This is a genomic window from Vibrio sp. Hep-1b-8 (genome assembly GCF_006124995.1).
Classification (GTDB): domain Bacteria; phylum Pseudomonadota; class Gammaproteobacteria; order Enterobacterales; family Vibrionaceae; genus Vibrio.
Window position 1 is genome coordinate 24,115 of record NZ_QEWN01000104.1, and the last position, 26,942, is coordinate 51,056.

The 26,942-nt window shown below is 46.7% G+C and carries 23 protein-coding genes and 1 pseudogene; 10 read left to right on the forward strand and 14 right to left on the reverse strand.

The window, feature by feature from the left end; all coding sequences use genetic code 11:
• Positions 1-163: 163 nt before the first annotated feature.
• Positions 164-850, reverse strand: a complete 687-nt coding sequence (locus DA100_RS11430; RefSeq protein WP_138972244.1) for a DUF3334 family protein — start codon at positions 848-850, stop codon at positions 164-166.
• 205 nt (positions 851-1,055) lie between these two features.
• On the opposite strand from DA100_RS11430, the gene DA100_RS11435 reads away from it, so the two are divergent.
• Positions 1,056-4,088 (forward strand): FAD-binding and (Fe-S)-binding domain-containing protein, encoded by a 3,033-nt coding sequence (locus DA100_RS11435; RefSeq protein WP_138972245.1) that lies wholly within the window; start codon positions 1,056-1,058, stop codon positions 4,086-4,088.
• Positions 4,089-4,156: 68 nt separating this feature from the next.
• Positions 4,157-4,618: an isoprenylcysteine carboxylmethyltransferase family protein gene (locus tag DA100_RS11440; RefSeq protein ID WP_138972246.1), complete on the forward strand. Its 462-nt coding sequence runs from the start codon at positions 4,157-4,159 to the stop codon at positions 4,616-4,618.
• Positions 4,619-4,690: 72 nt separating this feature from the next.
• Here the strand turns inward: DA100_RS11440 and hutH are convergent, their stop codons facing one another.
• The 7 genes and pseudogenes from hutH to DA100_RS11475 all read right to left on the reverse strand — a co-directional run bounded on the left by hutH (position 4,691) and on the right by DA100_RS11475 (position 12,602).
• Entirely contained in the window at positions 4,691-6,226 is a 1,536-nt protein-coding gene (gene hutH, locus DA100_RS11445) for a histidine ammonia-lyase (protein WP_138972247.1), read from the reverse strand.
• An 11-nt stretch (positions 6,227-6,237) separates the two neighbouring features.
• Entirely contained in the window at positions 6,238-7,935 is a 1,698-nt protein-coding gene (hutU, locus tag DA100_RS11450; RefSeq protein WP_138972248.1) for a urocanate hydratase, read from the reverse strand.
• 90 nt (positions 7,936-8,025) lie between these two features.
• Positions 8,026-9,024 (reverse strand): formimidoylglutamase, encoded by a 999-nt coding sequence (hutG, locus tag DA100_RS11455; RefSeq protein ID WP_138972249.1) that lies wholly within the window; start codon positions 9,022-9,024, stop codon positions 8,026-8,028.
• Positions 9,017-10,234: an imidazolonepropionase gene (gene hutI / locus DA100_RS11460; protein ID WP_138972250.1), complete on the reverse strand. Its 1,218-nt coding sequence runs from the start codon at positions 10,232-10,234 to the stop codon at positions 9,017-9,019. The genes hutG and hutI overlap by 8 nt, the downstream gene beginning before the upstream one ends.
• A 104-nt stretch (positions 10,235-10,338) precedes the next feature.
• Positions 10,339-11,052: a histidine utilization repressor gene (hutC, locus tag DA100_RS11465; RefSeq protein WP_138972251.1), complete on the reverse strand. Its 714-nt coding sequence runs from the start codon at positions 11,050-11,052 to the stop codon at positions 10,339-10,341.
• A 62-nt stretch (positions 11,053-11,114) separates the two neighbouring features.
• A pseudogene (locus DA100_RS11470) lies at positions 11,115-11,717 on the reverse strand (DUF3187 family protein); the annotation flags it as partial.
• A 111-nt stretch (positions 11,718-11,828) separates the two neighbouring features.
• Positions 11,829-12,602 carry a RelA/SpoT domain-containing protein gene (locus DA100_RS11475; protein ID WP_138972253.1) on the reverse strand — a complete coding sequence of 258 codons (774 nt, stop codon included), beginning with the start codon at positions 12,600-12,602 and terminating at the stop codon, positions 11,829-11,831.
• Between the two features lie 333 nt (positions 12,603-12,935).
• On the opposite strand from DA100_RS11475, the gene DA100_RS11480 reads away from it, so the two are divergent.
• Entirely contained in the window at positions 12,936-13,586 is a 651-nt protein-coding gene (locus DA100_RS11480; protein WP_138972254.1) for a thiopurine S-methyltransferase, read from the forward strand.
• A gap of 45 nt (positions 13,587-13,631) precedes the next feature.
• On the opposite strand, the gene purT is transcribed toward DA100_RS11480, so the two are convergent.
• The 6 genes from purT to DA100_RS11510 all read right to left on the reverse strand — a co-directional run bounded on the left by purT (position 13,632) and on the right by DA100_RS11510 (position 19,609).
• Positions 13,632-14,807 (reverse strand): formate-dependent phosphoribosylglycinamide formyltransferase, encoded by a 1,176-nt coding sequence (gene purT / locus DA100_RS11485; protein WP_138972255.1) that lies wholly within the window; start codon positions 14,805-14,807, stop codon positions 13,632-13,634.
• 243 nt (positions 14,808-15,050) lie between these two features.
• Positions 15,051-15,938: a cytidine deaminase gene (gene cdd, locus DA100_RS11490; RefSeq protein ID WP_138972256.1), complete on the reverse strand. Its 888-nt coding sequence runs from the start codon at positions 15,936-15,938 to the stop codon at positions 15,051-15,053.
• Between the two features lie 318 nt (positions 15,939-16,256).
• Positions 16,257-16,934, reverse strand: a complete 678-nt coding sequence (locus tag DA100_RS11495) for a CidB/LrgB family autolysis modulator (RefSeq protein WP_138972257.1) — start codon at positions 16,932-16,934, stop codon at positions 16,257-16,259.
• Entirely contained in the window at positions 16,934-17,299 is a 366-nt protein-coding gene (locus DA100_RS11500) for a CidA/LrgA family protein (RefSeq protein WP_138972258.1), read from the reverse strand. The genes DA100_RS11495 and DA100_RS11500 overlap by 1 nt, the downstream gene beginning before the upstream one ends.
• A 151-nt stretch (positions 17,300-17,450) precedes the next feature.
• Positions 17,451-18,875: an exodeoxyribonuclease I gene (gene sbcB, locus DA100_RS11505; RefSeq protein ID WP_138972259.1), complete on the reverse strand. Its 1,425-nt coding sequence runs from the start codon at positions 18,873-18,875 to the stop codon at positions 17,451-17,453.
• A 122-nt stretch (positions 18,876-18,997) separates the two neighbouring features.
• Entirely contained in the window at positions 18,998-19,609 is a 612-nt protein-coding gene (locus DA100_RS11510; RefSeq protein ID WP_171052209.1) for an oxidoreductase, read from the reverse strand.
• A gap of 621 nt (positions 19,610-20,230) precedes the next feature.
• On the opposite strand from DA100_RS11510, the gene DA100_RS11515 reads away from it, so the two are divergent.
• The 7 genes from DA100_RS11515 (at position 20,231) to DA100_RS11545 (ending at position 26,856) form a co-directional block, all read left to right on the forward strand.
• Positions 20,231-20,842, forward strand: a complete 612-nt coding sequence (locus DA100_RS11515) for a flavin reductase family protein (RefSeq protein ID WP_138972278.1) — start codon at positions 20,231-20,233, stop codon at positions 20,840-20,842.
• Positions 20,843-20,847: 5 nt separating this feature from the next.
• The gene (gene cobT, locus DA100_RS11520; RefSeq protein WP_138972261.1) at positions 20,848-21,879 is read left to right on the forward strand and encodes a nicotinate-nucleotide--dimethylbenzimidazole phosphoribosyltransferase; all 1,032 of its coding nucleotides are present in this window, start codon (positions 20,848-20,850) and stop codon (positions 21,877-21,879) included.
• Positions 21,879-22,655, forward strand: a complete 777-nt coding sequence (locus DA100_RS11525) for an adenosylcobinamide-GDP ribazoletransferase (RefSeq protein ID WP_138972262.1) — start codon at positions 21,879-21,881, stop codon at positions 22,653-22,655. The genes cobT and DA100_RS11525 overlap by 1 nt, the downstream gene beginning before the upstream one ends.
• A complete protein-coding gene (gene cobU / locus DA100_RS11530) occupies positions 22,652-23,194 on the forward strand; it encodes a bifunctional adenosylcobinamide kinase/adenosylcobinamide-phosphate guanylyltransferase (protein ID WP_138972263.1) in 543 nt (180 codons plus the stop codon). Before DA100_RS11525 ends, cobU begins: the two co-directional genes overlap by 4 nt.
• 10 nt (positions 23,195-23,204) lie before the next feature.
• Entirely contained in the window at positions 23,205-23,819 is a 615-nt protein-coding gene (locus DA100_RS11535) for a histidine phosphatase family protein (protein WP_240800912.1), read from the forward strand.
• A gap of 13 nt (positions 23,820-23,832) precedes the next feature.
• Entirely contained in the window at positions 23,833-25,623 is a 1,791-nt protein-coding gene (locus DA100_RS11540) for a M3 family oligoendopeptidase (RefSeq protein WP_138972265.1), read from the forward strand.
• Between the two features lie 204 nt (positions 25,624-25,827).
• Entirely contained in the window at positions 25,828-26,856 is a 1,029-nt protein-coding gene (locus tag DA100_RS11545) for a succinylglutamate desuccinylase (RefSeq protein WP_138972266.1), read from the forward strand.
• The last annotated feature ends 86 nt before the right edge of the window (positions 26,857-26,942 follow it).

Genomic DNA, 26,942 nt, shown 5'->3' on the forward strand with positions numbered 1-26,942 from the left:
GACCGCTTTACGTTTCACTCATTTAGAAAAGTCGAACATTTTAACGTTTTCTGAGTAAAAACGGAAATACGTTGTAGTTATAAACGTTGTGGGGTGGGGGATGTGCAACCACGCCACCGGTATTCGGGGCGTGGTTGAGTTGGGTCAGAGTGACGTCGTGAAGTTAGATTCCTAGTTCATCGAGTAAGTCATTCGCATTGCTTGATTGATTAGAAGCCGCTTTGCTCTCTTGACTCGCTTTCATCTTAAGCTGTGTTTGTTCTAGGATCGTATCTGGACATTCATCCTCAGCGACGTCAAATTCCTCAAGCTGAATGAACTCAGTCTTGTCCATTGCTAGCTCTAAGTAAAAAATGTTGCCCTGCTCAGTTGAGAAGGTAACACGGCGTGCTTGTGGGCGATCGAGATTGGTATCGACAGACAAATTCACTTGCTTGTTTAAAGAGAGCATCTTTGGCTGGTTTTGAGTAATGTGTGTTTGCAGGTCTTTGCGTACTTGGTTGGTAAAGTGACCAACGAGTTGGTTCATCAATTCACCCAGAACATCTGCCACTTCATCTGAGGTATGCAGCACAGCAAGTTCTTCGTCGGGCATTCCCATGTTTCGCATATAGTTTGTGTAGACTTCGAGTGCCGCTTTTGCAGTGAAGTTAATCACGACTAACCCTGAGAACCCTCCGTCAAACAGTACAAAACAGCCAAAGTCAGGTTTAAGGCTGGTCTTGGTAATTTTCTGCACCATTGCAGAGTAGGTAACATTTGAGCTCGTTGCAGAAGTTAGAACACCTGAAACGGACTGACATAACTTTAATAGAATGTCTTCGGTGGTGACGATTTTATTTTTTTTCATGGATGATTCGCTCATAGAAACACTTTAAATTGGATCAATTATTTATAAGTGTGGGAAAAAAATGCGATAACTTCCATTCTGACACTGCATTTCTGTTTTGATCACTCTTTTAAATGTTGTAAAGTGACCTGATTCAAATAATAGTTTTTTACACTTTAGCGAACCCAGTGCTGATAGGATCGGCGTCGTAGGGGGCAGGAAGCAAATGTTACCAAGATTAGATTCTCAATCGGATGTGGATCCGATCGTACTCACCTTTCTCGAACAACTCAAAGCGAACGGTTTTAGTGGCGATATTGAAAGTCAGTATTCAAGTCGATTAGCCGTGTCTACCGATAACAGTGTTTATCAGCAGTTACCTCAGGCAGTTGTTCATCCTAAAACAACTCAAGACGTTGCGTTAATTGGTAAGTTAGCCATTCAGTCTCAATATGAACGAGTCACCTTTTCTCCGCGTGGTGGTGGTACAGGCACCAATGGTCAATCCTTGACGAAAGGGATTGTGGTGGATTTGTCTCGCCATATGAATAAGGTACTGGAGATTAACGAAGCGGAAGGCTGGGTTCGCGTACAAACAGGTGTTGTTAAAGACCAACTCAATGATGCTGTACGCCCTTATGGATACTTTTTCTCTCCAGACTTATCAACCAGTAACCGAGCTACACTAGGCGGTATGATTAACACCGATGCTTCAGGCCAGGGTTCTCTTAAATACGGCAAAACGTCTGATCATGTGTTGTCTGTGCAAGCCGTATTTGCAGACGGTTCATGTTTGGAGTCGGATCTGTCACATGGCATGCCTACAGAAGGTGAGTATGCTTATGAGGCTTACAACACGACGGAGCGAATTTGTCGTGAAAAACGCCAACAGATCGAGGAGAAGTTTCCACCACTCAACCGTTTTCTAACAGGTTATGACCTGAAAAATGCATTAGATACCGAGACGGATCAATTCAACTTTACACGAGTGTTATGTGGTGCAGAAGGTTCATTAGCCTTCATCACTGAAGCGAAGCTGAATTTAACGCCAATTCCTAAAGCACGCACTCTAGTTAACATCAAGTACAGCAGTTTTGATTCCGCGTTACGTAACGCACCGTTTATGGTGGAAGCCAAGGCGCTTTCGGTCGAAACGGTTGACTCGCGAGTTCTTAATCTGGCTAAACAAGATATTGTTTGGCATACCGTTAGTGATCTATTGACGGATGTTCCTGGCAAAGACATGCAGGGCATCAACATGGTTGAGTTCGCAGGGCAAGATGTTGAGGAAGTTGAGCAACAGGTGAAGGCCTTATGTCAACGACTCGATGACATGCTTGCGAATGAAGAAGCGGGCATTATTGGCTATCAAGTGTGTGATGATGTAGCGAGTATTGGCCGTATCTACAACATGCGTAAAAAAGCGGTTGGCCTACTTGGTGCGGCGAAAGGAAGAGCAAAACCAGTCGCCTTTGCTGAAGATACCTGTGTGCCACCAGAAAATCTTGCGGACTTTATCGGTGAGTTTCGCGAATTGCTCGATGCCAAGTCTATGAATTACGGCATGTTTGGTCACGTTGACGCTGGTGTGTTGCACGTTCGACCAGCGCTGGATTTGTGCGATCCGAAGCAAGAAGCATTGATGCATCAAGTCTCTGACGAAGTCGTCAAGCTGGTGGCTAAGTATGGTGGTTTGATGTGGGGGGAGCACGGTAAAGGCTATCGCTCTGAATACGGACCAGAATTCTTCGGCGAAGAATTGTTTGCTGAGCTGCGCCGTGTCAAAGCGGCTTGTGACCCACACAATAAGATGAACCCAGGCAAAATCTGTACGCCGATTGACAGCAATGAAGAGCTGGTTAAGGTGACGGATGTTAAGCGTGGTTACTTCGATCGCCAGATCGACGTAGAGGTACGAGATAGTTTCAAACAAGCGATGGAATGTAACGGGAACGGGTTATGCTTCAATTACGATACCTCATCGCCGATGTGTCCTTCTATGAAAGTGACCGCGGATCGTCGCCATTCACCTAAAGGTCGTGCGGGAATGGTGCGAGAGTGGTTGCGACAGCTAACAGAGCAAGGGGTTGATATTCTTGATCTCGAAAAGCAGACCCTAGAAGATAACTCAACCATCAAGACGATGATTGAAAGGGTGCGCAACACTCTCAATAAGCGTCATGAGTATGATTTCTCTCATGAAGTTTATGAAGCGATGAATGGATGTCTCGCGTGTAAAGCGTGTGCCAGTCAATGCCCAATCAAGGTTGATGTACCTAGCTTCCGCTCACGCTTCCTAAATATTTACTACTCTCGTTACCAGCGTCCAGTGAAGGATTACCTAGTTGCGAACATTGAAACCATGTTGCCCGTTTTGGCTAAAGCGCCAAAGCTGGTCAATGGCGCGCTGAAACAGCAGTGGGTTCAAGACCTAACCGCTAAATCAGTCGGCTATGTTGATTCGCCGCTCTTGTCTGTTCCTACTTTGGCTCAGCGCACATCGGCACTCAAAGCTTTTGACCTTCAACAACTTGCCGCGATGTCCAAAGAGGACAAAGCAAACCACGTTGTTATCGTTCAAGACCCATTTACCAGTTATTACGACGCGCAAGTGGTCGAAGATTTTGCTTCATTGGTCGCGAAACTTGGCAAGACACCAGTGCTATTGCCGTTTAAACCAAATGGTAAAGCACAGCACGTTAAAGGATTCCTTAAACGTTTTGCTAACAGTGCTGCTAATACTGCCGCCTTCTTGCAGCAAGTCGCAGATATTGGCGTTCCTCTGGTGGGCGTAGACCCTGCGTTAGTGCTTTGTTACCGCGATGAATATCAGGAAGTGTTGGGCGATAGACGCGGTGACTTCGAAGTACTAACCGTTCATGAGTGGTTAGAGCCTAAACTGGGTGAGTTTGAGCAACGTCCTGCTAGTGAAGAGCAACCTTGGTATCTATTTGCGCACTGTACTGAAAAAACCAAAATGCCAAACGCTGAAAAAGAGTGGGGGGCAATTTTCGCTCACTTTGGTGCTCGGTTAGACACCGTGCCGGTTGGCTGTTGTGGTATGGCAGGGACATTTGGTCATGAGGTCGACAAGCTGCAAATGTCGAAAGATATCTATGGCTTAAGTTGGAAACCCCGTTTGCAGGATTTGCCAAAAGATCGCTGTCTGATCACGGGTTACTCATGCCGCAGTCAGGTTAAGCGATTTGAACAGGTCAAAACGCAGCATCCTTTGCAAGCTCTGTTGCAGATTGTTTAAATCGAATAGCTCAGCGTCAAACGCTGAGCTATTTTTATTCTATACGATCCTATCTCTAGGGAGATTCCATGGACAAATTGGAACGTAAAATTCCACCTGTGGCATTGTTTGTACTGTTTATTGTCGCGAGTAACCAGTTGAGTCATGAATTTCTCACTTTTCAGGTAAACCTTCCCCTCGCTGGCTTGCTGTTTGCTCTCTGCTTTTTCGTGGCTGGGTTTGTTGGTTTAGCGGGAATTTACGAGTTTCGCCGCGCTCAGACAACTGTAAGCCCGATAAAGGTCGACGATGCATCGACGGTTGTGTACTCTGGTATTTATTCTTACACGCGTAACCCAATGTACTTAGGGTTGTTTGTACTGCTGTTTGGTTATGCATATTGGCAACAAAATCTGCTAGCGATTGTGTTTAGCTTCGGCTTTATTGTGTACATGAATCGCTTTCAAATCTTGCCCGAAGAGAGAGCGCTAGAAGCACTGTTTGGTTCACAGTATCTGGACTACAAGCAACGAGTAAGGCGTTGGATATAAAGGTTTGTTTGCCGTAAAAACGATAAAGCCCCTACTTATACAAGTAGGGGCTTTGTTTTTAACCCTTAGTCCTTAAGCAATACTTGGTAGAATCGCTTCTGGCATTAGGTGATTGTGAACCGCCATCATAAGCAGTGAGTTTGCCGCTTCAATATCTGGAGCGAAGTAGCGATCTTTATCGTAGAAGCTAACTTTCTCACGTAGGATCTGTTTCGCCTCCTCAATTCTCGCTGATGACTTGTTTGGTGCGCGGAAATCTAATCCTTGCGCAGCTGATAAGTATTCAACCGCTAAGATGCCACGTGTATTTTCGGCCATATCACGTAGGCGACGACCGGCAAAGGTTGCCATTGAAACATGGTCTTCCTGGTTGGCTGATGTCGGTAAGCTATCTACTGAAGCTGGGTGAGCTAAGGTCTTGTTTTCGCTTGCCAGAGCCGCAGAGGTTACCTGCGCAATCATAAAGCCAGAGTTAACACCGCCATTATCTACCAGGAATGGTGGTAGTTTACTCAAAGCGCTGTCGATGAGCAGCGCCATGCGACGCTCAGATAGGCTGCCGATCTCTGCAATCGCCAGAGCGAGGTTATCGGCTGCCATCGCGACAGGTTCTGCATGGAAGTTACCACCCGAGATAATGTCACCATCATCTGCGAATACCAACGGGTTATCCGATACAGAGTTCGCCTCAGTTTGAAGAATATCTGCTGAATTACGGATCTGCTGTAAACATGCGCCCATAACTTGTGGCTGACAACGTAATGAGTAGGGATCTTGTACCTTTTCGCAGCAAGTATGCGATTCACCTATCTCACTCGTGTTGTCAAGCAGATGGCGGTATGCCGTTGCTGCATCCATCTGGCCACGATGACCACGTACGCGGTGGATTCGTGGATCAAATGGACGACGACTTCCGAGTGCCGCTTCAACAGACATAGCCCCGCACACAGTGGCTGAGGCGAAAAGGTCTTCTGCCGCAAACAGACCTTCAAGAGCAAAGGCTGTTGATGCCTGGGTGCCGTTGAGCAGGGCAAGACCTTCTTTCGGTGCAAGAGTAATCGGCTCTAGACCTGCAATTTTCAATGCTTCGATACCAGAGATGATCTTGCCGTTGTGACGAGCTTGCCCTTCACCTAACAAGACGGTGCTCATGTGCGCAAGGGGAGCAAGGTCACCAGAAGCACCAACCGAGCCTTTTTGCGGTACACATGGATAGACTTGAGAGTTGACCAAATCAATCAATGCCTGAATGACTTTTAGGCGGATACCCGAGTAGCCACGTGAAAGGCTGTTGATCTTAAGAACCATCATCAAGCGAACGGCTTCGTCAGACATAAACTCACCGATGCCAGCGGCATGTGAAAGCACAATACTTTTTTGCAGTGTTTCCAAGTCTTCCGGAGCGATGCGTGTGTTCGCCAGTAGGCCAAAACCTGTATTGATACCGTAAACAGTGCGATCTTCCGCAATCACCTGTTCTACCACTTTGGTACTCTCGTCTATGGCAGGGATTGCCTCTGGGTCAAGAGTCAGATTGATTGGTGAACGGCTGATTTTACGTAGCACTGGTAGGCTAAGTTGTCCCGGCTTAAGCGTTAGATTCAACATCTTCATCATCCTTATTTAAGCTTCTTTAGTTCTTCGTTAAGCATTGGCAGATCCAGACCTTGGTCTGCAGCGCACTGTTTAGCGATCTCGTAACCCGCGTCTGCATGGCGCATTACGCCCGTTGCAGGGTCGTTGTGCAATACGCGTGCGATACGCTCTGATGCGTCCTGACTGCCGTCACAACAGATCACCATGCCTGAGTGTTGAGAGAAGCCCATACCAACCCCACCACCGTGATGAAGTGAAACCCAAGTGGCTCCCCCAGCAGTGTTTAGCAGAGCGTTAAGCAGTGGCCAATCCGACACCGCGTCTGAACCGTCCATCATGCCTTCTGTTTCACGGTTCGGACTCGCTACTGAACCAGAGTCTAGATGGTCGCGGCCAATGACGATAGGGGCTTTAAGTTCGCCATTCTTAACCATTTCATTGAATGCTTGCCCTAGACGCTCACGGTCTTTCAGACCCACCCAACAGATACGTGCCGGAAGACCCTGGAACTGAATACGCTCACGCGCCATATCCAGCCAGTTGTGTAGATGCGGATTGTCTGGGATCAGCTCTTTTACTTTCTGGTCTGTTTTGTAGATATCCTCTGGGTCTCCTGACAGAGCTGCCCAACGGAAAGGACCGATACCTTCACAGAACAACGGACGAATGTAAGCCGGAACGAAACCAGGGAAGTCGAAAGCGTTCTCAACACCTTTTTCCAATGCCATCTGACGAATGTTGTTGCCGTAGTCCAGTGTTGCCCCACCGCGTTCTTGAAGCGTCAACATCGCTTTAACTTGAATCGCCATTGATTCTTTAGCTGCATCAACAACGGCTGCTTCGTCTTTGAGACGCATTTCCGCTGCGTGCTCCATCGACCAGCCAATTGGCAGGTAACCATTCAGAGGGTCGTGCGCAGATGTTTGGTCAGTGACCACGTCAGGGGTAATGTTGCGCTCCACTAATTCAGGGAAGACGTCGGCAGCGTTGCCTAGCAGACCAACTGATACAGGTGTCTCTGATTCATAGATAATCGCCAAAGCTTCATCCAGACTTGTCGCTTTCTTATCAACGTAGCCAGTACGTAGACGGTAGTCGATACGTGACTCATCACATTCAACCGCAATCATTGAGAAGCCTGCCATAGTTGCTGCTAGAGGCTGAGCGCCACCCATGCCGCCAAGACCACCGGTCAGAACCCAGCGTCCTTTAGCGTTACCGTCAAAGTGTTTCTTCGCCACTGAAACGAAAGTCTCGTAAGTGCCCTGAACGATACCTTGTGATCCGATGTAGATCCAGCTGCCTGCTGTCATCTGACCGTACATCATCAGACCTTGCTTATCTAACTCGTTAAAGTGTTCCCAGTTAGCCCAGTGTGGCACCAGGTTTGAGTTGGCAATAAGTACGCGAGGTGCATTTTTATGAGTAGGGAACACACCAACAGGTTTGCCTGATTGCACGACCAGTGTTTGGTCGTCTTCCAGACGCTCCAGTACTTCAACAATCTTGTCGTAACACTCCCAGTTGCGCGCTGCGCGACCAATACCACCATACACGACCAAAGAATGCGGATGCTCAGCAACGTCAGGATCTAAGTTGTTCATCAGCATACGAAGCGGTGCTTCTGTTAGCCAAGATTTTGCTCTCAATGTCGTGCCGTGTGGCGCGCGAATGGTTCTGGACGTATCGAGACGCTTATCTTCTACTTGGCGTTCCGTCATGGTAAGACTCCTTGTGGTTCACGTTGTCCAGGCAAACAGGTGGCTAGGGCGCATAATGCACCTGCAGGCTAGCCTCCGCCTGATGGGTTATTATTTTTCGGAAAAAGCGTTTGCTATATCCCAACACAGTCGGGCGGCCAAACGTGCAGTCTGACTATCGATATCATAGGTCGGGTTGTATTCAGCAATATCCGCAATGACCAGTTTTTGCTTGTAATGCAGAATTCGTTCAATAAATGGTGCGAGCATATCGATACTGACTCCACGCGCTGCTGGCGCACTCACTCCAGGAGCCGTCGCCGCAGGGAAGACGTCCAGATCTATGGTCAGGTAGATGTAGTCACACTTATCGATAAAATGCTGTAACTGAGTTAGGTGATAGACGTGGTTCAAATGCGCGAGATCTTTATCCTCGACGTACCACACATCCAACTCATTTGCTCGATTAAATAGTGCTTCGGTGTTGCTCGCGCGGCTAACACCTAAGCATGCGTAATGAAACGGCCAATCGTGAGTCGCACAGTAACGCTGGATTTGATTAAACGGGGTTCCTGAACTCGGCTTAACTTCCGCGTGTTCACTCTCGAAAGCGCGAAGATCAAAGTGAGCGTCGAAGTTGATGATGCCGATTTTTGGTGGTTTGGCTGGGTTTAGAAATTCAAAGTACTTCGCCAGCCCCTGAAATGAAGCCCAAGCGACTTCGTGCCCCCCGCCTAAAGTGATCACAGGCGTTGATTTTAAAGCCGTGGCAATGATGTCAGCACATTGAGCCTGACTTTGCTCGAGTAAGTCGTCATCACAAATGACATTGCCTAAGTCGATTAAGGCACTCTGTTTGTGCCACGCCATATTTGCTAGGGCTCGACGAATGAGATCTGGAGCTTTACGTGCGCCAATACGCCCTTTGTTGCGAGCGACGCCAGCATCACTACAAAAGCCTAACAAGCTTACAGCATTGTGATACGGTTCGAGCTCATCAACTCTGAGCTGTTTAATCACATGATGAACACGCTTACCGAGTGCGCCATCTTCCGCATCGTGGCGGCCTTGCCAATGAAAATCTTGGTTGGTAACGACATGATTAGACATGATCTAACTCTCCGGCAACAAGACGCGCAGCCAATCTCGGAGCGCCTTGGAAATAGCTAAACTCGGCAGGATGTTCAACATCCCAGATCGCCAAATCCGCATCAAAACCTGGGGCAACTTGACCTCTGCTTTCACCGTAGCCCAGCGCTTGAGCAGCGTTCGCAGTGACGCCACGCAAGGTTTCTTCTGGTGTTAGGCCAAATAGTGTACAGCCCATATTCATCATCATAGTCAAATCTGCAAAAGGTGACGTACCTGGATTCAAATCCGTGGCAATCGCCATCGGCACGTTATGTTGACGAAGGAGCTCGATAGGCGGTAGTTGGGTCTCTTTTAGGAAGTAAAAAGCACCCGGCAGTAAGGTGGCGACCGTGTTTGATTGTGCCAGTGCGGCGACACCTTTCGAGTCGAGAAATTCAATGTGATCAGCAGACAGGCCGCCATACTTTGCAGTTAACTCTGTACCGCCAAGATTGGATAGCTGTTCGGTATGGCCTTTGATTTTTAGGCCATGTTCAATGGCTGTGACAAACACGCGTTCAGTCTGCTTTAGGTTGAACCCAATGGACTCACAAAATACGTCTACACTCGTCGCCAACTTTTCTTCGGCTACTTGAGGAATGATCTCTTGGCAGACGAACTCGATATAGTCGTCCGCACGTCCACTAAATTCAGGCGGCAAGGCATGTGCGGCAAGTAATGTGGTCGTAACACGAATTTTTCGGTGAGCTTCGAGAGCACGCGCAGCGCGCAACATTTTGATTTCATCTTCTATCGTCAATCCATAGCCTGACTTCACTTCGACAGACGTCACGCCGCTAGCAATCAGCCCGTCTAAACGGGGCAATGCCAGTTCCGTTAGTTGATCAACACTGGCTGCGCGGGTTGCACGCACAGTAGACAGAATACCGCCACCTTGTTGAGCGATTTCTTGGTATGGAACGCCTTTGAGGCGCTGTTCGAACTCGTCTGCACGGCTACCGGCAAAAACAAGATGAGTGTGACAGTCGATAAATCCCGGCGTGACCAGTTTCCCTTCACAATCAAATGTATTGATCTCAGAAGAGATAGCCGATTCGCTTAACGATAGGATTTGACCTTGTTTGATATGAATATTGCTCAGAGGCGAAATGGCATAGCCACGGCTCCCCTGAGTCATAGTGACTACTCTAGCGTTGGTTAAGATGATTTCATCAACAGAGGACTTCATAGTAATACTCATAATCAAATGTATATACAAATACTGATTCAAGTTTGCTAAATGATCAAGTGTAATGTTGCAAAAATGTGATCAGTCAAAAAGTATGAAATGCTCTAAGGAAGGAGAACTTTAGAGCTTAATTTGTATCTCGTGCCAGGATGATAGAGTAATGCAGTGCTGACGAGCTTTTCTTGGCTCCATGTTCTGCGGTTAAGCAGCAGACAAGGCTCATTAATCGCAAGGCGAAGCGCCGCACGCACGCTTTCGTCAGCAACGATAGCTTCAACCGTATGCTCTATTGCGCTGAGAGGACAGTTCTCTGATAAATATTGGTTGGGCGTGATCTGCGTAAAGTCTTGTACTAAATAGTTGGGAGCATAACTTGCGTTCACCCAGCGCAACTCCAGTTGTATGGGGGATTTATCTTCAAAGTGAATGATTTCACTGTAGAAAACGTCACTACCTAACATGACACCTAGCTTCATGGCGACCACATCATCGGCGGTTAATGCCAGTTGTTTAACCACTTTACTGCTGTATGCTCTACCACGCTGTTCAACTTCTTTAGCGATGTTACGAATATCGAGTAATGGTGATTCCGCTTTGTCGTCTGGGGCACAAACAAACGTACCGAGGCGAGGGCGTCTGACTAAACGTCCTTCTGATACAAGGTCTCGTATCGCTTTATTTACCGTCATACGACTGACGTCAAACTGTTTCGTCAGTTCAAGCTCGGTGGTAATACGATGACCGACAGGCCAATAACCTTGATCAATTTGCTCGACAATATACCGTTTGATCTGGAGATAAAGGGGAGAATTACTCATAATATTTAACTTTATAATTGACTATACAAATGGTTATACATTTGTGCCAAGATTGCAAGTATCGCTTGTTCGAACTCTGAAGAGCTAAAAATACCGTGTTTGGTATCGTTGTAATAAAGCGATGCTCCCACCGATAAACCGTGATGCTCTTGGGTAAACACCTGATACTGCAAATAACCAGTGATTGCATGACTGAGGGTTTCGCCGCGAAAATCTTCCAGTTCGACACCATACTCAGGCATGTTGATAACAAAGCGGTTGTTATTGACCTCTTCTCTACCGTTCTGTTCCAGTGAAAACCAGTCATGAAAAGCGATGGTTAGGCCGTCAAGGTGATTGTTCCCAGCATAATTCCATCGGTAATGTAGGTCGAGTTGCCAGAGAGGATTGAGTTGCCACTTAGCACCAAACGCGAGTTGATTTTGATAGTGATCGAGTTCGTAGCTTGCGGTAACGGCCCAAATACTGGAAATGGTACCGGAAGTGTAGATCTCGCTTTGATCGTCTTGCAGTGAGAAACCAGAGCGTAACTGAGGCGAAAGGCTGTTGGTATGAAATGGAGACTGGGTATAGCTTTGTAAAGGGCCATAGCCATCATGACTGTAGGAAAGAATGCTGGTAAACAGGCTGAAAACAAGAGTGAATTGCCAGACAGGAAACCGCATACTAAGCCTCCACCTATTATTGTTATGTTTATGATAACAATATAGTTTAAAACATGAGGCTTTGCTAAATAACGCAAAAAACTTGCCCCACACGGGACAAGTTTTTCGTTATTAAGCGGCTCTTAGATGAGTCGTGATGTAGGGTTGCCACGCATTTTGGTAGAGCTCTTTGGATTGGTGGCGCATGGTACGAATTTGTGCCTGTTCAATTTCGTTGATTTGGCGAGATTCAACAGCCGCTAATCGTTCTATCTTTTGGATTTGTTCGTAAAATTTATGTTCAGGACCATTCTTTACATCGGCGATAGCTTTAAGATGGAGTTGCACCTCTGCAATTAGGTTCGTTTTTGGTAGTTTGACTAAAAGGTTGAGGTCTCGGTAACCCGAAGCCGCGGGTTTCTTAAAACGGTTTTTCACCTTAACCACGGTCGTTTCACGATTCAGTACTTCATAAGCCGCCATAAGGCTTTCAATATCGTCTGCGACGATGGTTGCACGTGCGAGGTCGGTAATGCGCTGTGGCTGTCCATCAAGCTCATAGGCGATCTTCTCTTTTGCTCTTTGCGCAGATTTTACTCCCGCGAAATAAGATTCAGTGGACGTTAATAGAGCGGTGCTTTTAACTAGAGTTTCGAGTTCAGCCTGAGCTTGATGGGCTTTGCTGTAAAGCACGTCGAAATCAGAATAGGGTTGAAGTGGCGTTGCTGACATTGACTGAATGCCGTAAAGGCCACTCAGGTTATGTCTAAATGCCTTAGAACACACTTCGTTCTGGTTGGTAGAACGATTTTCCTCGTTAGCTGGTGCGGTTGGAATAGCGGCAAATGCTGGGGCACGGCTGAGCATTAAAAGCATCAGGGCCGTCGTTCGCAAAAATCGGCTCATTCACTCTCCTTAGATGTGTCGGCTTAGCTAAAAGGTGTCGAAAAAGATTCAATCACTAAGTCCACTCATCTCTACATAGTAATGGGGGTAGATTTCGCGTTTCCAATCGCTTGCTGAACCATAATGACAAAAGTTTGAACAGCATCTCATATCCTATGTCACTGTTTAGAGTACCTCGGTTTTTAAAAGGTTCAGCGCAACTATGTAACCAAGTATAAACAGACCATATGAACTTAATCTGAATGAACTTTTCAGCTAAGCGCATTTGGCTATACCACTTCTTGATGCTTTCAGATAGGCTATGCGCTAGTAAGTAAGCAATAGAGAATGACAATGAGAGATCCCGAGTTTTGGCATGGCAAATGGGCCGCAAATCAGATTGGTTTTCATCTTGAAGATGTGAACCCATTACTTATTGAGTATTGGCAGCACACGAAACCAAACCATGAGGATACGGTGCTAGTGCCTTTATGCGGAAAGTCCGAAGATTTGGTGTGGCTAGCGACGAAACATGCCGATGTGCAGGGCGTGGAGTTGAGCAATATTGCGGTGCGAGCTTTCTTCGCTGAACATTTCTATACGCCGATGGTAGTGCCTATCAACGGTCAGCACGAACTGTTCCTGTTTGATGAGTTGTCCATTTACACCGGAGACTTCTTTACTGCTCCCCTTAAGCCTGTCGATATCGTCTACGATCGTGCTTCACTGGTGGCGCTGCCAGAAGAGATGCGGGTGGAATATGTTGCAAGGATTAAGTCGCTGCTCAAACCTGGCGGCAGAATTTTACTGGTGAGTCTTGATTATCGACAGGATGAGATGGCTGGCCCTCCGTTCTCGGTGGCTGAACAGGAGATTCGTACGTTATTTTCTGAATTCAAAGTAACGCGACTCTACCGAGATGAAGCGGACGAAGAACACCCTAAGATTGCCAAGAAGGGGTTAACTCGTTTTGCCGAGGAAGTCTATTTAATCGAAAGTGAATAGATGAAAAAGGCTTGGTGCAACCAAGCCTTTTTCTGTTATGCGGTGTTAGTAAAGTATGTTTACTTTGCTCGCACTCTCTACGGCGTCTTTAATCGCAGTTTCAATATCTTCGCGACGAGTGATCGAGACACCAAGACGGCGACGGCCATCGATGTCTGGTTTGCCAAACAAACGAACTTGCGTTAAAGGCTGCGCTAAAGCATCCGCAACGCCTTCAAAACGAATGTTTGTCGATGTTCCTTGACCTAAGATCACCGCTGAAGCTGCTGGGCCATATTGAGTAATGGCAGATATTGGCAACCCTGTAAATGCACGAACATGTAGAGCAAACTCAGAGCTATCTTGTGACATAAGAGTCACTAAGCCGGTATCGTGTGGGCGAGGGGAGACCTCATTAAAGATCACTGTATCACCTTTGATAAACAGTTCGACACCAAAGATCCCAAAGCCACCAAGTGCGTTGACGACTTTACCCGCGGCATCTTGAGCGGCTTCAAGTGCGGCATCTGACATCACTTGGGGCTGCCAAGATTCACGGTAGTCTCCATCTTCCTGGCGGTGACCGATCGGAGCGCAGAAATGAGTACCATCGACAGCGCGAACGGTTAATAGAGTGATTTCGTAGTCAAAGTCAATAAAGCCCTCTACGATGACGCGTCCAGCTCCGGTTCGACCACCTTCCTGAGCGTAGTTCCAAGCTTTTTCCACATCGTCGGCGTTTTTAATTACGCTCTGGCCTTTGCCTGAAGAACTCATTACGGGCTTACAAACACACGGAATACCTACTGCATCAACCGCTGACTTAAACTCTTGATAGGTATCAGCGAAGTGATAAGGTGAAGTGGTCAGTTGTAGCTCTTCAGCTGCAAGACGGCGGATACCTTCACGGTTCATCGTCAGCTTGGTTGCCTTTGCGGTAGGGACAACATTAAGCCCTTTTGCCTCAAGTGCGACTAAAGTGTCAGTCGCAATGGCTTGAATTTCAGGTACAACGTAGTCAGGTTGTTCTTTATCGATAATTGCCTGAAGGGCATCACCATCAAGCATGTCTAATGTATAGCTGCGGTGAGCGACTTGCATCGCAGGCGCATTTTCGTAGCGATCACACGCAATCACTTCAAGCCCTAGTCGCTGACATTCAATCGCGACCTCTTTGCCGAGTTCACCTGAACCAAGAAGCATCACACGGGTTGCATTTTTTGCTGTTGCTGTACCAAACATAATTAACCTTAAACTCTACGAGGATTAGCTGAATGGAGGCAATCATACTGATTGTGAAACAAAAAGCAAACGTTTGCGTAGGGTTTGTTGTAGTAAAATGGTCGTAAAGAACCGCAACAGCCACTCGCGACGAAAAGAGGGTGCATAAGCAATAGCTGATGGAGAAAACACGCGAGAGCGCAATGGTTCTTGAAGCGAATAGCAGGATTAAAAAAGGCGCTAGATTAGCGCCTTAGAGATGCATTAAAGTTCCAAATAACTCATTGGAATATCAGGGTTAATTGCTTCCAGAGTGGATTGCGTATTGGCCAGATGGCTAATTGTACCACCTTCAGCTTCTACTAGTGCTGCCGAATCAATCTCTGCGAGATCTTGGCGGTCCAGTAACAGTTGTACTAGGGCAACTTGAAGTGGCGGTAGGCTAGGGTTAAATGCCGCGTTTTCAGCGTAAGCCCCTTGGTAAACTTTGCCATTGTTCATCTTGATCGCCACACCACTCAAGTTATGAGTGTATGGAGCATGGCTGCGGTTGAGAGCGTCAATCGCTGCCTGAACCAGCTCATCTTGCTCATCACATCTCTTGCCGTGATCGACGTTGGTCATCAGTGCTGATTTGATACCAAGGTCTGCTGGGCCAAACGACTCAGGGAGATATTCTTGTAGTGATTTACTTTCGCGCTCTGGTAACTGAATTTTCAGTTTATCTGCGGTCGAAAGTTCGTTCATAAATTGGCGACAATGGCCACATGGGCTGAAGTTGATGGTGATATCAGCAACACCTTGTTCACCTTTCATCCATGCGTGGCTGATTGCGGATTGCTCAGCGTGTACCGTTTGGCCTAACTGTACGCCTGAAAACTCAACGTTTGCGCCAAAGTAAAGCTTACCAGAAAGACCACGGACAATAGCACCAACATAAAAGTTTGAAAGGGGGGCATAAGAGTAGGCCGCAGCGAATGGCAGCAGTGCTACGCGTAGGTCAGCATCTTTCATTCCGGAAATAGTCAGTAACTGTTCAAACTGCTCGGCAGTGAGTGTCGCGTCAAAATCGTCAGCGAGAAGAATAGGCGATAAGAAATCTGCTACGTTTTTTGGCGCTGCTGACAGCGCTTGTTCAATGCGGCTTCTCATAGTGAATCCTTGTTTCAGCGTAATTGATATCTTTGAGCTTAGTCTTCAAAAGAGAAGAATAAACTCTGATATTGGTATTACATTTTATGTGAGACTCAAAAATATTCAGAGATCTAAATCACAATATTTTTTGTAATGGCATTTGTCGTTACATAATTAGAGTGAGCTCACACATGATAACGATTGCACGATTAAATTTTATGAAGTGTGTCGTAGCACGAAACAGACCTAGGGCAAACGAGACGTCATCATCTTAAATCCTAGTGGTCATTTGGTTGCTGTGCATCTGTACCTTGCCAGAAAGTATCGATTTTTCTCTTAAGCTGACAACCAAACCGCTAGGGTAAAGAAGGAAGGCGCCAGTATCGAAGTAATCACTCCGCATACGACTAGGGCAAGAGAACTAAACGCAGCGTCTCGCGGGTCTTTCTCCGCGCAGGTAGCAGTGCCGAGTGCGTGTGAGACGGTTCCCATCGTCAAGCCTTTTGCTATCGGGTGAGTGATATTCAGCAGGTTGTAGATTGGGTAGGCCATGATGGCGCCAAACAAACCAACAATCAGCACTAAGATAGCGGCAATTGCGGGTTCACCGCCTAAGTGGCTAGAGACCTCCATAGCGATTGGTGTGGTTACCGATTTACCCAGTAAGCTCGCAATCAAGGAGATATCTGCTTTTAGGTAGACGGCAATAATACTGGCTGTAAACATCGACATGACACTGCCGACACCACAGGCAAGCATGATGATTCGCCAGTTAGCTCGGATTTGAGGTAATTGTTCGTATAGTGGGTAGGCGAGGGCCACAACAGCGGGTTGCAGCAGATAGTTGATCCAATGGTTGTCTGCATAATAAGTCTCAAATGGGACTTTTAGATACGTGAGTAAAGGGATCAATACCGCAAGGCTGACCAACAGCGGGTTCATTAACGGGCTATTGAATTTTTGACATAACCAACGTGCTGAGAAGAAGACCGCAATAGTAACAAGTAACCACATTACTTTTGTCCTCCCTTAAGCATTCGGTCTAGCATCAAGCCAAGCAGCACCAAGACGATAAAAGTACCACCAACAGCACTCGCTAAAATCGGCAGTGCATTGGCTATCAGCATATCGAAATGTTCCATTAATCCCACACTGATGGGGACGAACAGTAACACCATATAACGGATAAACACAGTTGCGCCAGGACGAACCCAGTGCGCAGGCACGAGCCCGCTGGCAAGCAGACTAAATAAAATCAGCATTCCGATAATGCTACCGGGGATAGAAGTGTCGATTAGGTGCTGAATGTTAATGCCGGCAACTAGGCACAAGAAGATCAGCCCCATAGACACAACAAAATGAAGCAAAGTTTTCGCCATAATCTAGTATTGTCCAACTGAAGAGCCATAAACTGGGGTATAAGGCTCAATAAATTTTTATTTACGCCCAATCCCAACGTCTATTGGTTATTTTGGTGATTGAGCGATCTTGTAGGGTGCAGGACTTGGTCACTATTATAATTTTTGACTACTAGGATACTCGCTTTTGCACGTATTGGTAGATGGATTTTAAGATTGCAATTTTCTTTTGGTCACTTTCATGCTCGTGAACCAAATTTTCGAGATTTAGCATGTACTCTTCAATACGACTTTCAAAGTAATCTCGGCAGTGTGAAGCCCAGCGTTGTTGTTCTAGTTCATCCAATGTCCACGGATAGTTTCTAGCGCGGTAACGGAATAGCAGCGGCACAATGCGTTGGTCGCTGAAGGCAATATCGAGTGCGGCGAGATTATTGGGATCGGTTTCTCGAATAATATCCATCGCAGCTTTGTCAGCAGGAGAGAAGAAACCATCGTAAAGCATGTTGTCTACGTCCGAGCTTTTTTCGTACTCTCGCTCAATCGCGTAAATACCAATTAGCTTTTCTCGCACTTCAGGGTGCTGTCGCAATAGTGCAAGGTTTTCTAGGCATTTTTCGCGGTTGATACCGATTTTTTCTGCGTTATCTGCTGTCAATGTTTTCGCGGGTGCTAGGATCGGGCATTTGTTGAGATGAACCAGTTTAACTGGCACTGGCAACTCATCTGGCGCTAATTCCATATGTTTAGTGTAAAGACGTTGGTTGAGTTGTTCGGTATCCAGATCGAGCAACACCTGTGGGTCTTTGGCCAAATCAACGCAGATGACCGCGTTCTGATTAGTTGGATGCCAAGCGACAGGCACGATCCAGCTAGTGTAATGACACTCTTTACCTAACATGCCTGATACGTGCATCAAGGGCGTCATGTTAACGATATCGATAAGTTCATTGAGTTTACGCTTGTGGCGCATACTTAAAAAGTAATCGAACAGCTTTGGTTGAGCCGCTTTGACTTTCTTTGCCATCTCGATTGTTGCGATCACGTCTGCCATCGCATCATGCGCGTTTTCGTGTTCGATGCCGTTCGCTTTAGATAAGTGTTCAAGCTTAAAGCTAATAAATCCCTCTTCATTCTCAGGCCATTGAATACCTTCAGGTCGTAGGGCATAACACGCTCGCATCACATCAAGTAAATCCCAGCGAGAGTTGCCGTTCTGCCAGCTCCACGCATAAGGGTCGATGAAGTTACGGTAGCAGGTGTAACGAGTCACTTCGTCGTCAAAGCGGATACTGTTGTAGCCGAGGCTTGTGGTATTTGGTGTTGCTAACTGTTGGTGAATCTTGGCAATGAATTCAGGTTCACTCAGCCCGTTAGTTTCAGCTGTTTGAGGGGTGATGCCCGTTATCAGCGCGGCTTCTGGGGACGGCAGGTAATCAGCGGGTGGTTGGCAATAGATAACCAGTGGTTCACCGATGATATTGAAGTCCATATCGGTGCGAATGCCTGCAAACTGACACGGACGATCTTTAGCAGGGCTGGTTCCCCACGTTTCGTAGTCGAAGAAGAAAAACGTAGGTTGATGCTCTTGTTGCATTATCTGATTACCAAGTGTTTAAAATTCACTTTGGTATTAGACCATTGCAACAAGGTCAAGGCAATCGGGTTGAGTCGATATCAGGTTGAGTGGTAGAAAAATGGTCGATCTTTGCAAACGGGTCACTGATATTGATGGATCAGTCTACGCATGTCGGCGCTGTCGAGTATCTCCAACGTTTTGTTTGAATGCGCAAAAAGTTGGTACTGCATCGCTTGGGCGACTTGAGCCGCATCGATTGGAATGAGCTTGGCCAACGGGCCGAGCATGAGTGGCTTTAGAAAGGTCATCATGGTTTGAATCACCACCTCGTCTTTACGTGGGATCTCACGTAAGCCTTTTAATGGTCCTGGTCGCACAAATACTACCCGTTCAAATCCCATTCGTTCTATGGCGAGCTCCATTCGTCCCTTGCAGCGCAGATAGTGAGAAAATGAACGTACCGAAGCACCATAGCTAGAGACGACCGCAAGTTGCTTCACGCCGAGCAGTTTCATCTCCTGAGCAACATCACAAACCAACTCATAATCGACTTTTTCTAGCGCTTGCTTTGAGCCTGCCTGCTTTAGGGTTGTACCTAAGCAAATAAAACCAAATTCAGGCTGCGGCTTTTCGTCATCCCAGTGTTGGATACGAAGTTCGGGGTGCTGGATCACTTCGAGTTTGGGATGGAAAAAAGGAAGCTCTCGTCGACTTAGGGCGTAGATGTGATTGAAAGGAGCCTGATCTAACATCTGCTTAATGAGTTCGTTGCCAATCAAGCCAGTAGAACCGGCAATTATGGTGGTGAGGGAGTTAGCTTGTTCCAAAGCCTACGTACCTTGTCCGTTGATATGATTTACCACGCGTCGTCGCATAGCTTGAGACAAGCAAGCTTCTAACAAAGTGGTAATAAATTCTGTGATCGGATCTTGAGATTGGCCAATAGTCTCGAGAGTGGGAGGGGTGTAGGGCTGAAATGGGAGTAACTTGGCATATTGGGCATTATCGACCTCGCCCGAATGGCGAGGTCTGGTCGTAACGTCAGGTTAATGACAAAGGTACTTTCTTTTGGCTACGTTGTTGTGGCTTGTTCTGTTTCTGTTTTTTTGACTTTTGATTGGCAAACATACAACCTCCTTGCACATTAAGTGGGAGAAAACAGTGATACGGCTAGATAAACGCATACTTTGTGCCGTTATAAAATGCACTCCCTAAACTAAAAGATAGGACTTTTGGGTGAAAAATTGCAGTTTTGGATGCAATCTCAGAATCTTTTTGACAGTTCATCGAGTTTTTGGGAGTCGGTTAGGGGTGTTAACTGTATGATTTCACGTTACACTCAGCGCAAAGGATTTGGCACTCAAGGAAAATCGATGAATATTGAGCTAAGCACTCTAGCACCTACCCAAATTTACCACTTAATGACTCAAACCATTATCCCAAGGCCGATCGCTTGGGTATTAACTGACTCCGACCAAGGTTGTTACAATCTAGCGCCATTTTCCTATTTTACGCCGGTATCCAGTAATCCACCGCTGCTGATGTTTTCTGTGGGTAAGAAGCCAACTGGTGAAGTGAAGGACACGACGCGAAATGTGTTGGAAACGGGGCGTCTTGTTGTCCACATAGCGCAGCAATCACAGGCCGAAGAGGTGACTCAAACTGCGGCAACCTTACCCCATGGTGAATCAGAAATTGAAGCGACTGGACTAGACTTGGTTGATTTCGACGGCTTTGAATTGCCGCGTGTCAAAGGTTGTCCTATTGCGTTTGCTTGCAAGTTAGTTGAAGTGAAAGAGATCGGTGAGACACCACAAAGTCTGATTTTTGCAGAGATCGAAAAGGTGTATGTGGACCCGCAAGTCATCGGTGAGCGCAGTGATCGCTTGGTTGTTGATGCTCTTAAAGTCAATCCACTTTCCCGTCTTGGTGGTAGTCAGTATGCCACTATTGATAACGTGTTTTCAGTCGCGAGGCCAGAATAAGCATTATGTTAGACCACAGTTATTCAGAATCTATTTGGCAGCGCATTAATCAGAAAACAAAACCGCTTGGTGCTTTAGGACAATTAGAGACATTGGCGCACCAACTGGCGCTGATCCAAAGCAATATAAAGGGTGACGTTGTCACTGATATTAAAATTAGCCAACCGACAGCGGTTGTGTTTGCTGGCGACCATGGAATAGCAGACGAAGGTGTAAGTATTGCGCCCAGCGCGGTTACTCAGCAGATGGTGTTGAACTTTCTTGCAGGTGGGGCGGCGATTAACTGTTTTTGTCGCACCAATCAGGTGGCGTTAAAAGTGGTCGATTGTGGCATCTTAATACCTGTCGATCATGATTCAGATGCCTTTATTGTCCAACGCCTTGGTGAGAGAACGAATAACTTGGCGCGTCAGGCGACCATGACGCCAGAACAAGCAAAAAAGGGTATAGAACTCGGTAAACAGATGGTCAGTAAGATCATTGATTCAGGTTCGAACCTAGTGATGTTTGGTGAAATGGGAATAGGTAACACCAGTAGTGCCGCTGCGATTCTTTCTGCACTTAGTCGCCTGCCTGTCACCCAATGCGTCGGTCGTGGAACGGGTATTACGGATCAACAGTGGCAAAAGAAAGTCGACTTGGTGAGTCAAGGTGTCAATCGTTGTGAAGGGCTTGAAGTCATTGATGTCTTGTCAGAAGTTGGAGGCTTTGAAATCGTTCAGATGGTGGGTGGATTCTTAGCCGCGGCAGAAAGCAAAACGCCGGTATTGGTTGATGGCTTTATTGTCTCGGCAGCAGCCTATGCGGCTAGTATGCTCAACCCAGATTGTCGAGAAATCATGATTTTCGCGCACCAGTCTCATGAGGCTGGACATCAGTACTTATTGCAACAGCTAGACGCACAACCCTTATTAGATCTTTCTCTCCGACTGGGAGAAGGCACAGGTGCTGTGCTGGCGATGCCATTGCTGCGTGCAGCTGCCGAGTTTTATAACCATATGGCGAGTTTTGAGCAAGCAGGAGTGGTCGTCGACTAATGTCTACAATCAAGTATCAGTATCAGCTGGTTATGCTCGCATTAGGCTTCTTTTCTCGGATCCCCGTCCCTGCATCTATTCCATATAGCCCTGAACGAATGAATCAGGCTGGGCGGTATTTCGCCCTTGTTGGATTAATGCTAGGGGCGTTATGTGCTCTGGTGCTTTACGCTTCGCAGTTGTTGTTTCCGTCTCCTGTCGCCATTGTGCTGATGATGGTGTTTAGCTTGCTTCTAACGGGTGCTTTTCATGAAGATGGCTTGACGGATATGGCCGATGGTATCGGTGGTGGTATGACGGTTGAGCGCCGGCTTGAGATCATGAAAGACAGCCGTATTGGTACTTATGGTGCTAGCGCGTTAATCATGACCTTGCTGGCGAAATACGTTCTGCTATCAGAGTTGATTCAGGCGCAGCAAATCTTATTAATCATTGTCGTTAGCTATGGTTTAAGTCGGGCTGTCGCCGCTTCACTGATCTACGATATGCCTTATGTCACAGGCACGGATACGAGTAAAAGTAAGCCCTTAGCTGAACGACAATCTCGTCGAGAGTTAGTGATATTGTTACTCACGGGCGTGTTACCGTGCTGGTTACTTGGCTTGGGTCAAACACTCATTTTGATTGCTGTCCTTGCCTTGTTTCGAGTGCTGTTCAAGCGTTGGTTGATGGCAAGAATTGGTGGATTTACAGGTGATTGCTTAGGCGCAGCGCAACAACTGAGTGAAATGCTGATCTATCTCTCCTTGATTGCCGTACAGGGAGTCAACTTATGACTATCCATTTAGTACTTGGAGGCGCACGCTCGGGTAAGTCGCGTTATGCAGAGTCGCAAGTTACTTCCATCGCAAGCAAAAAAGTGAAGCACTACGTCGCAACAGCGATAGCCTTTGATGAGGAGATGGCCAAGCGTATTGTTCATCATCAGCAATCGCGAGGCAATGACTGGGTTGAGCATGAGTGCCCCATTGAGCTAGCGTCACTGCTCGCTCGTTTTGAGTTCGGGGATGTGGTGTTGATAGATTGTCTAACGTTGTGGTTGAACAACATCATTTACAATCATGGTCAAACCTTGAGTGAAGAGCAGATAAAGCGGCACGTCTCAGAGTTACACCAAGCGATTGTCTCCTGTAAGGCAGACGTGATTTTGGTTTCAAATGAAGTCGGCCTCGGCATTGTGCCTTTGGGCGAAGTCTCGCGTTTATTTGTCGATCACGCTGGCTGGATGAATCAGGCTTTGGCTCAGGTCGCTCATCGCGTAACACTTATCGCGGCGGGATTGCCAATGACACTCAAACAAGTGGATGGAGCCTAGTGTGAGTCAAATCAAAAGCATCAATGTTTACTTGCTTAGACATGGCAAAACACTTGGTGAGCCTGCTCTGTATGGTCACACCGATGTGTCGGTTGCAGCAGAACATCAGCAGGACATTTATCAAAGCCTTATGAGTGAGCGGCTTGGTTTCGATACTTTGATTACTTCACCCTTAAAACGATGTAAAGAGTTAGCCGAGTTGATATACGACAACGCCAAACATCTCGATTATGTTGTCGCCCATGAATGGCGCGAAATATCATTTGGTGATTTGGATGGAGTTCCTTTTGCAACAGTACCAGAATCATGGCCAGTTTTTGAGACGTTTTGGCAAGATCCAGCGAACAGCCGCTTGCCCAATGCTGAGTCCTTGGACCTTTTTTACCAACGGATCTCGACAGCGTGGGATAAATTTATGCAAACTGTCGAAAAAGACACTCTCATCGTTTGCCATGGTGGCACGATCAGAATGATTTTAGCTAAGGTACTCAAGCTAGACTGGAGCAATCCAGCCCTTTATTCGAGCTTGAATATCGCCCACCATTCTTTAACTCATATACAAATCACCAAGGCTGAACAGAGCTATCCTCGGGTTTGTATGATAGGTAAACCGCTAAACGGATAGCTAAGGAAGTATCATGACCGCACCAAGCTGGGACTTGTCCATCGCTTATCAAGATTTGAACGACACGAAAATCGAACAAGACATCGATTTGATCAGGCAGTGTATCCAGGCGCTCGCTATCCATGTTGATCATCGTGAGTCACCGTCAGTGACACAGAATGCTATTCAAACCAGCGAAGCTGCTGGAAAACTGTTGGCGACAATCAATACCTTCGCTCTCTGCCACGCATCTATTGATGCATCAAACGATGATGCCAAAAGCCTGATAGGCCGTGTTGCCAAGCTCAACTCTGAGTTGTCGCAGGCTTTTGCACCGTACGAAAATACCTTAACCCTAGCACCAGAGAGCTTTATTAGTGACGTGCTCACTCACCCAAGTGGCGATGTTTATGGACAAGCTTTCCAGATAGAGTGTGCGCGTAAACAAGCGGCGATTAAGCTATCGGTAGCTGAAGAGCAACTGCTGACAGCAATGCAAGTGGACGGTCGTGATGCCTGGGGGCGCCTGTATGACAACATCACAGGATCTCTACAGGTGACGTTAGAGGATGGGCAAGGTAGTAAAGTCGGTTTTTCTCATGCCGCGAGTTTGCTGTATGGGACAGACTTTGCGAGCCAAGAGCCCGCGTGGCGTGGTATACAGGCCGCGATGAAAGCCAACCAAGAATCATTTGCTGCGATCCTTAATGCCTTGGCGGGTTGGCGTTTAACGGAATATCAAAAACGTTCTAAGTTAACGGATGTCCATTTTTTAGATGCCAGTTTACATGAAAGCCGCATAGAGAGTTCGACCCTAGACGCTATGATGATGACGGCGAAAGCCAATCGAAGCATAGGTCAAAAAGCTGGCCTGTTAATGGCTCGAGTTCATGGCTTACAAGAGATGCGCCCGTGGAATCATCTCGCGGGAATGCCGAGTATTACTAACGCAGAACCTAAAGTGTATGCGTTTGATGAAGCGATTGAGATTATCCGCACCGCGTTTGCTCAAGTGGATAGTGAAATGGCCGAATTTGTCGATGTGATGGTTGAAAATGGTTGGATTGATGCGCAACCGACTGAAAATCGTCGTTTAGGTGCTTACTGCACCAAGTTTGCCGCCACACGTTCGCCTCTGGTATTCATGACTTGGGGAGGAAGTCGCTCCGATCTGCTCACTTTAGCGCACGAGTTGGGGCATGCGTTCCACAACTGGGTGATGGGTGATATGCCTTTATGTCAAACTCGCTACCCAATGACTCTCGCAGAGACTGCCTCAATTTTCGCTGAAAACATCGTTCGAGACTATTTGCTTGCTCAAGTGAGTAGCCGTGAAGAAAAACTGGAAATGTTGTGGGAAGAACTTACATCCTGCTACGCACTAATGATCAATATCCCTGTGCGGTTTGAGTTTGAAAAAGCCTTCTACAGTCAACGTAGCCAAGGTGAACTGAGCCCGACTCAACTGTGTGATCTGATGAGCGAAACTTGGCAAGAGTGGTACGGCGATTCGATGTCAGAGCCAGATCCTTACTTTTGGGCAAGTAAACTTCACTTTTCTATTTCTGAAGTGAGCTTCTATAACTACCCATATCTATTTGGTTATTTGTTCAGTATTGGTGTTTATGCCCAGCGTGAGCGCAAAGGCGATCAGTTCTATCGCGATTACGTGAGTCTATTACGCGACACGGGTTCAATGATGGCGGAAGAAGTCGTTGAGAAACATCTCGGAATGGACTTATCACAAGCAGATTTCTGGCAACAGAGCATAGATCGAGTGAAAACTAAGATAGATGAGTTTGAATCCTTGTTAGATCAAAAATAATCATATCAAAATCATGATATTATCGGTTGGCCAAGCCAATACTTGGCCAATTTGTACAGTGGAAGACCTATTTGCCACATCTGTTAGTGGCAATTGGATAAATTGCAATGAGGCACATGATTGGTGTCAATAAGTGGGATCGCACCTACAAAATTTATCCGAACAATTCATTAACATACCCGCTGTGCAATAAAGGAGTAGCGCATGACGAAAAACCTCTTTCGCCAATCATTTCTTTTAGACAGTCTAAATTTAGAACAAGAAATGCCAGCCAACGAAGTCACGGTTGCTGGTGGAACTGTCTTTAAAATTCATCAACGTGGTGTGTTGGAGGTCATTCCAGCGAAGCTGTCTGAAGATAGTAAGCACATCATTATTTCCTGTGGTATTCACGGCGATGAGACCGCGCCGATGGAGATCACGGATAAGATCATCACTGATATTCAGTCTGGTTTCCAAACGGTGACTAACCGGCTGCTTTTCATTAATGCTCATCCAGAAGCGACTAACGCGCATACGAGATTCATTGAAATGAACCTCAACCGTCTGTTTGATGAGAAAGAGTATCAACCGTCTAAAGAGCTTGAGATCGCGAAGAACTTGAAGAAGGTTGTGAGTGATTTTTATCTTGGGACAGAGCAAGAGCAGCGTTGGCATCTCGATTTACATTGTGCGATTCGTCTATCGAAACATTACTCGTTTGTCGTTAGCCCTAAGGTTCGTCATCCTGTCCGCAGTCAGGCTTTGATGGAGTTTGTATCCAGTGCTCATCTTGAAGCCGTAATGTTCTCTAACGCACCTTCGAGTACCTTTAGTTGGTTTAGTGCGGAAAACTTTGGTGCTCAAGCGCTGACCGTTGAACTTGGTCGCGTGGCTAAAATCGGTGAGAATGAACTCGATAAGCTAGTCGCATTTGATCTGGCATTACGTGACCTAGTGTCAGACAGTCAGGCGGAGCATCTGCCACGCAAACCGACCATGTACCGTGTGAGTCGTACGATTGTTCGTCTTCACGATGATTTTGATTTCCTATTTGATGACAACGTCGAAAACTTTACGGCATTTAAACATGGTGAAGTGTTCGGACATGATGGCGATAAACCATTGATGGCAAAAAATGAGGGTGAAGCGATTGTTTTCCCTAACCGTTATGTCGCTGTCGGTCAACGTGCTGCGCTAATGGTATGCCCAGTGAAAACTCGTTATGAACAAGGTCAGGTCGTTTACGATTAAGACCATATTTTGTGACTAACTAGGTTAGTACGCTTTCTATTTTAATGGCTTAACGGTATCGTTAAGCCATTATTGTTTACGGCTTT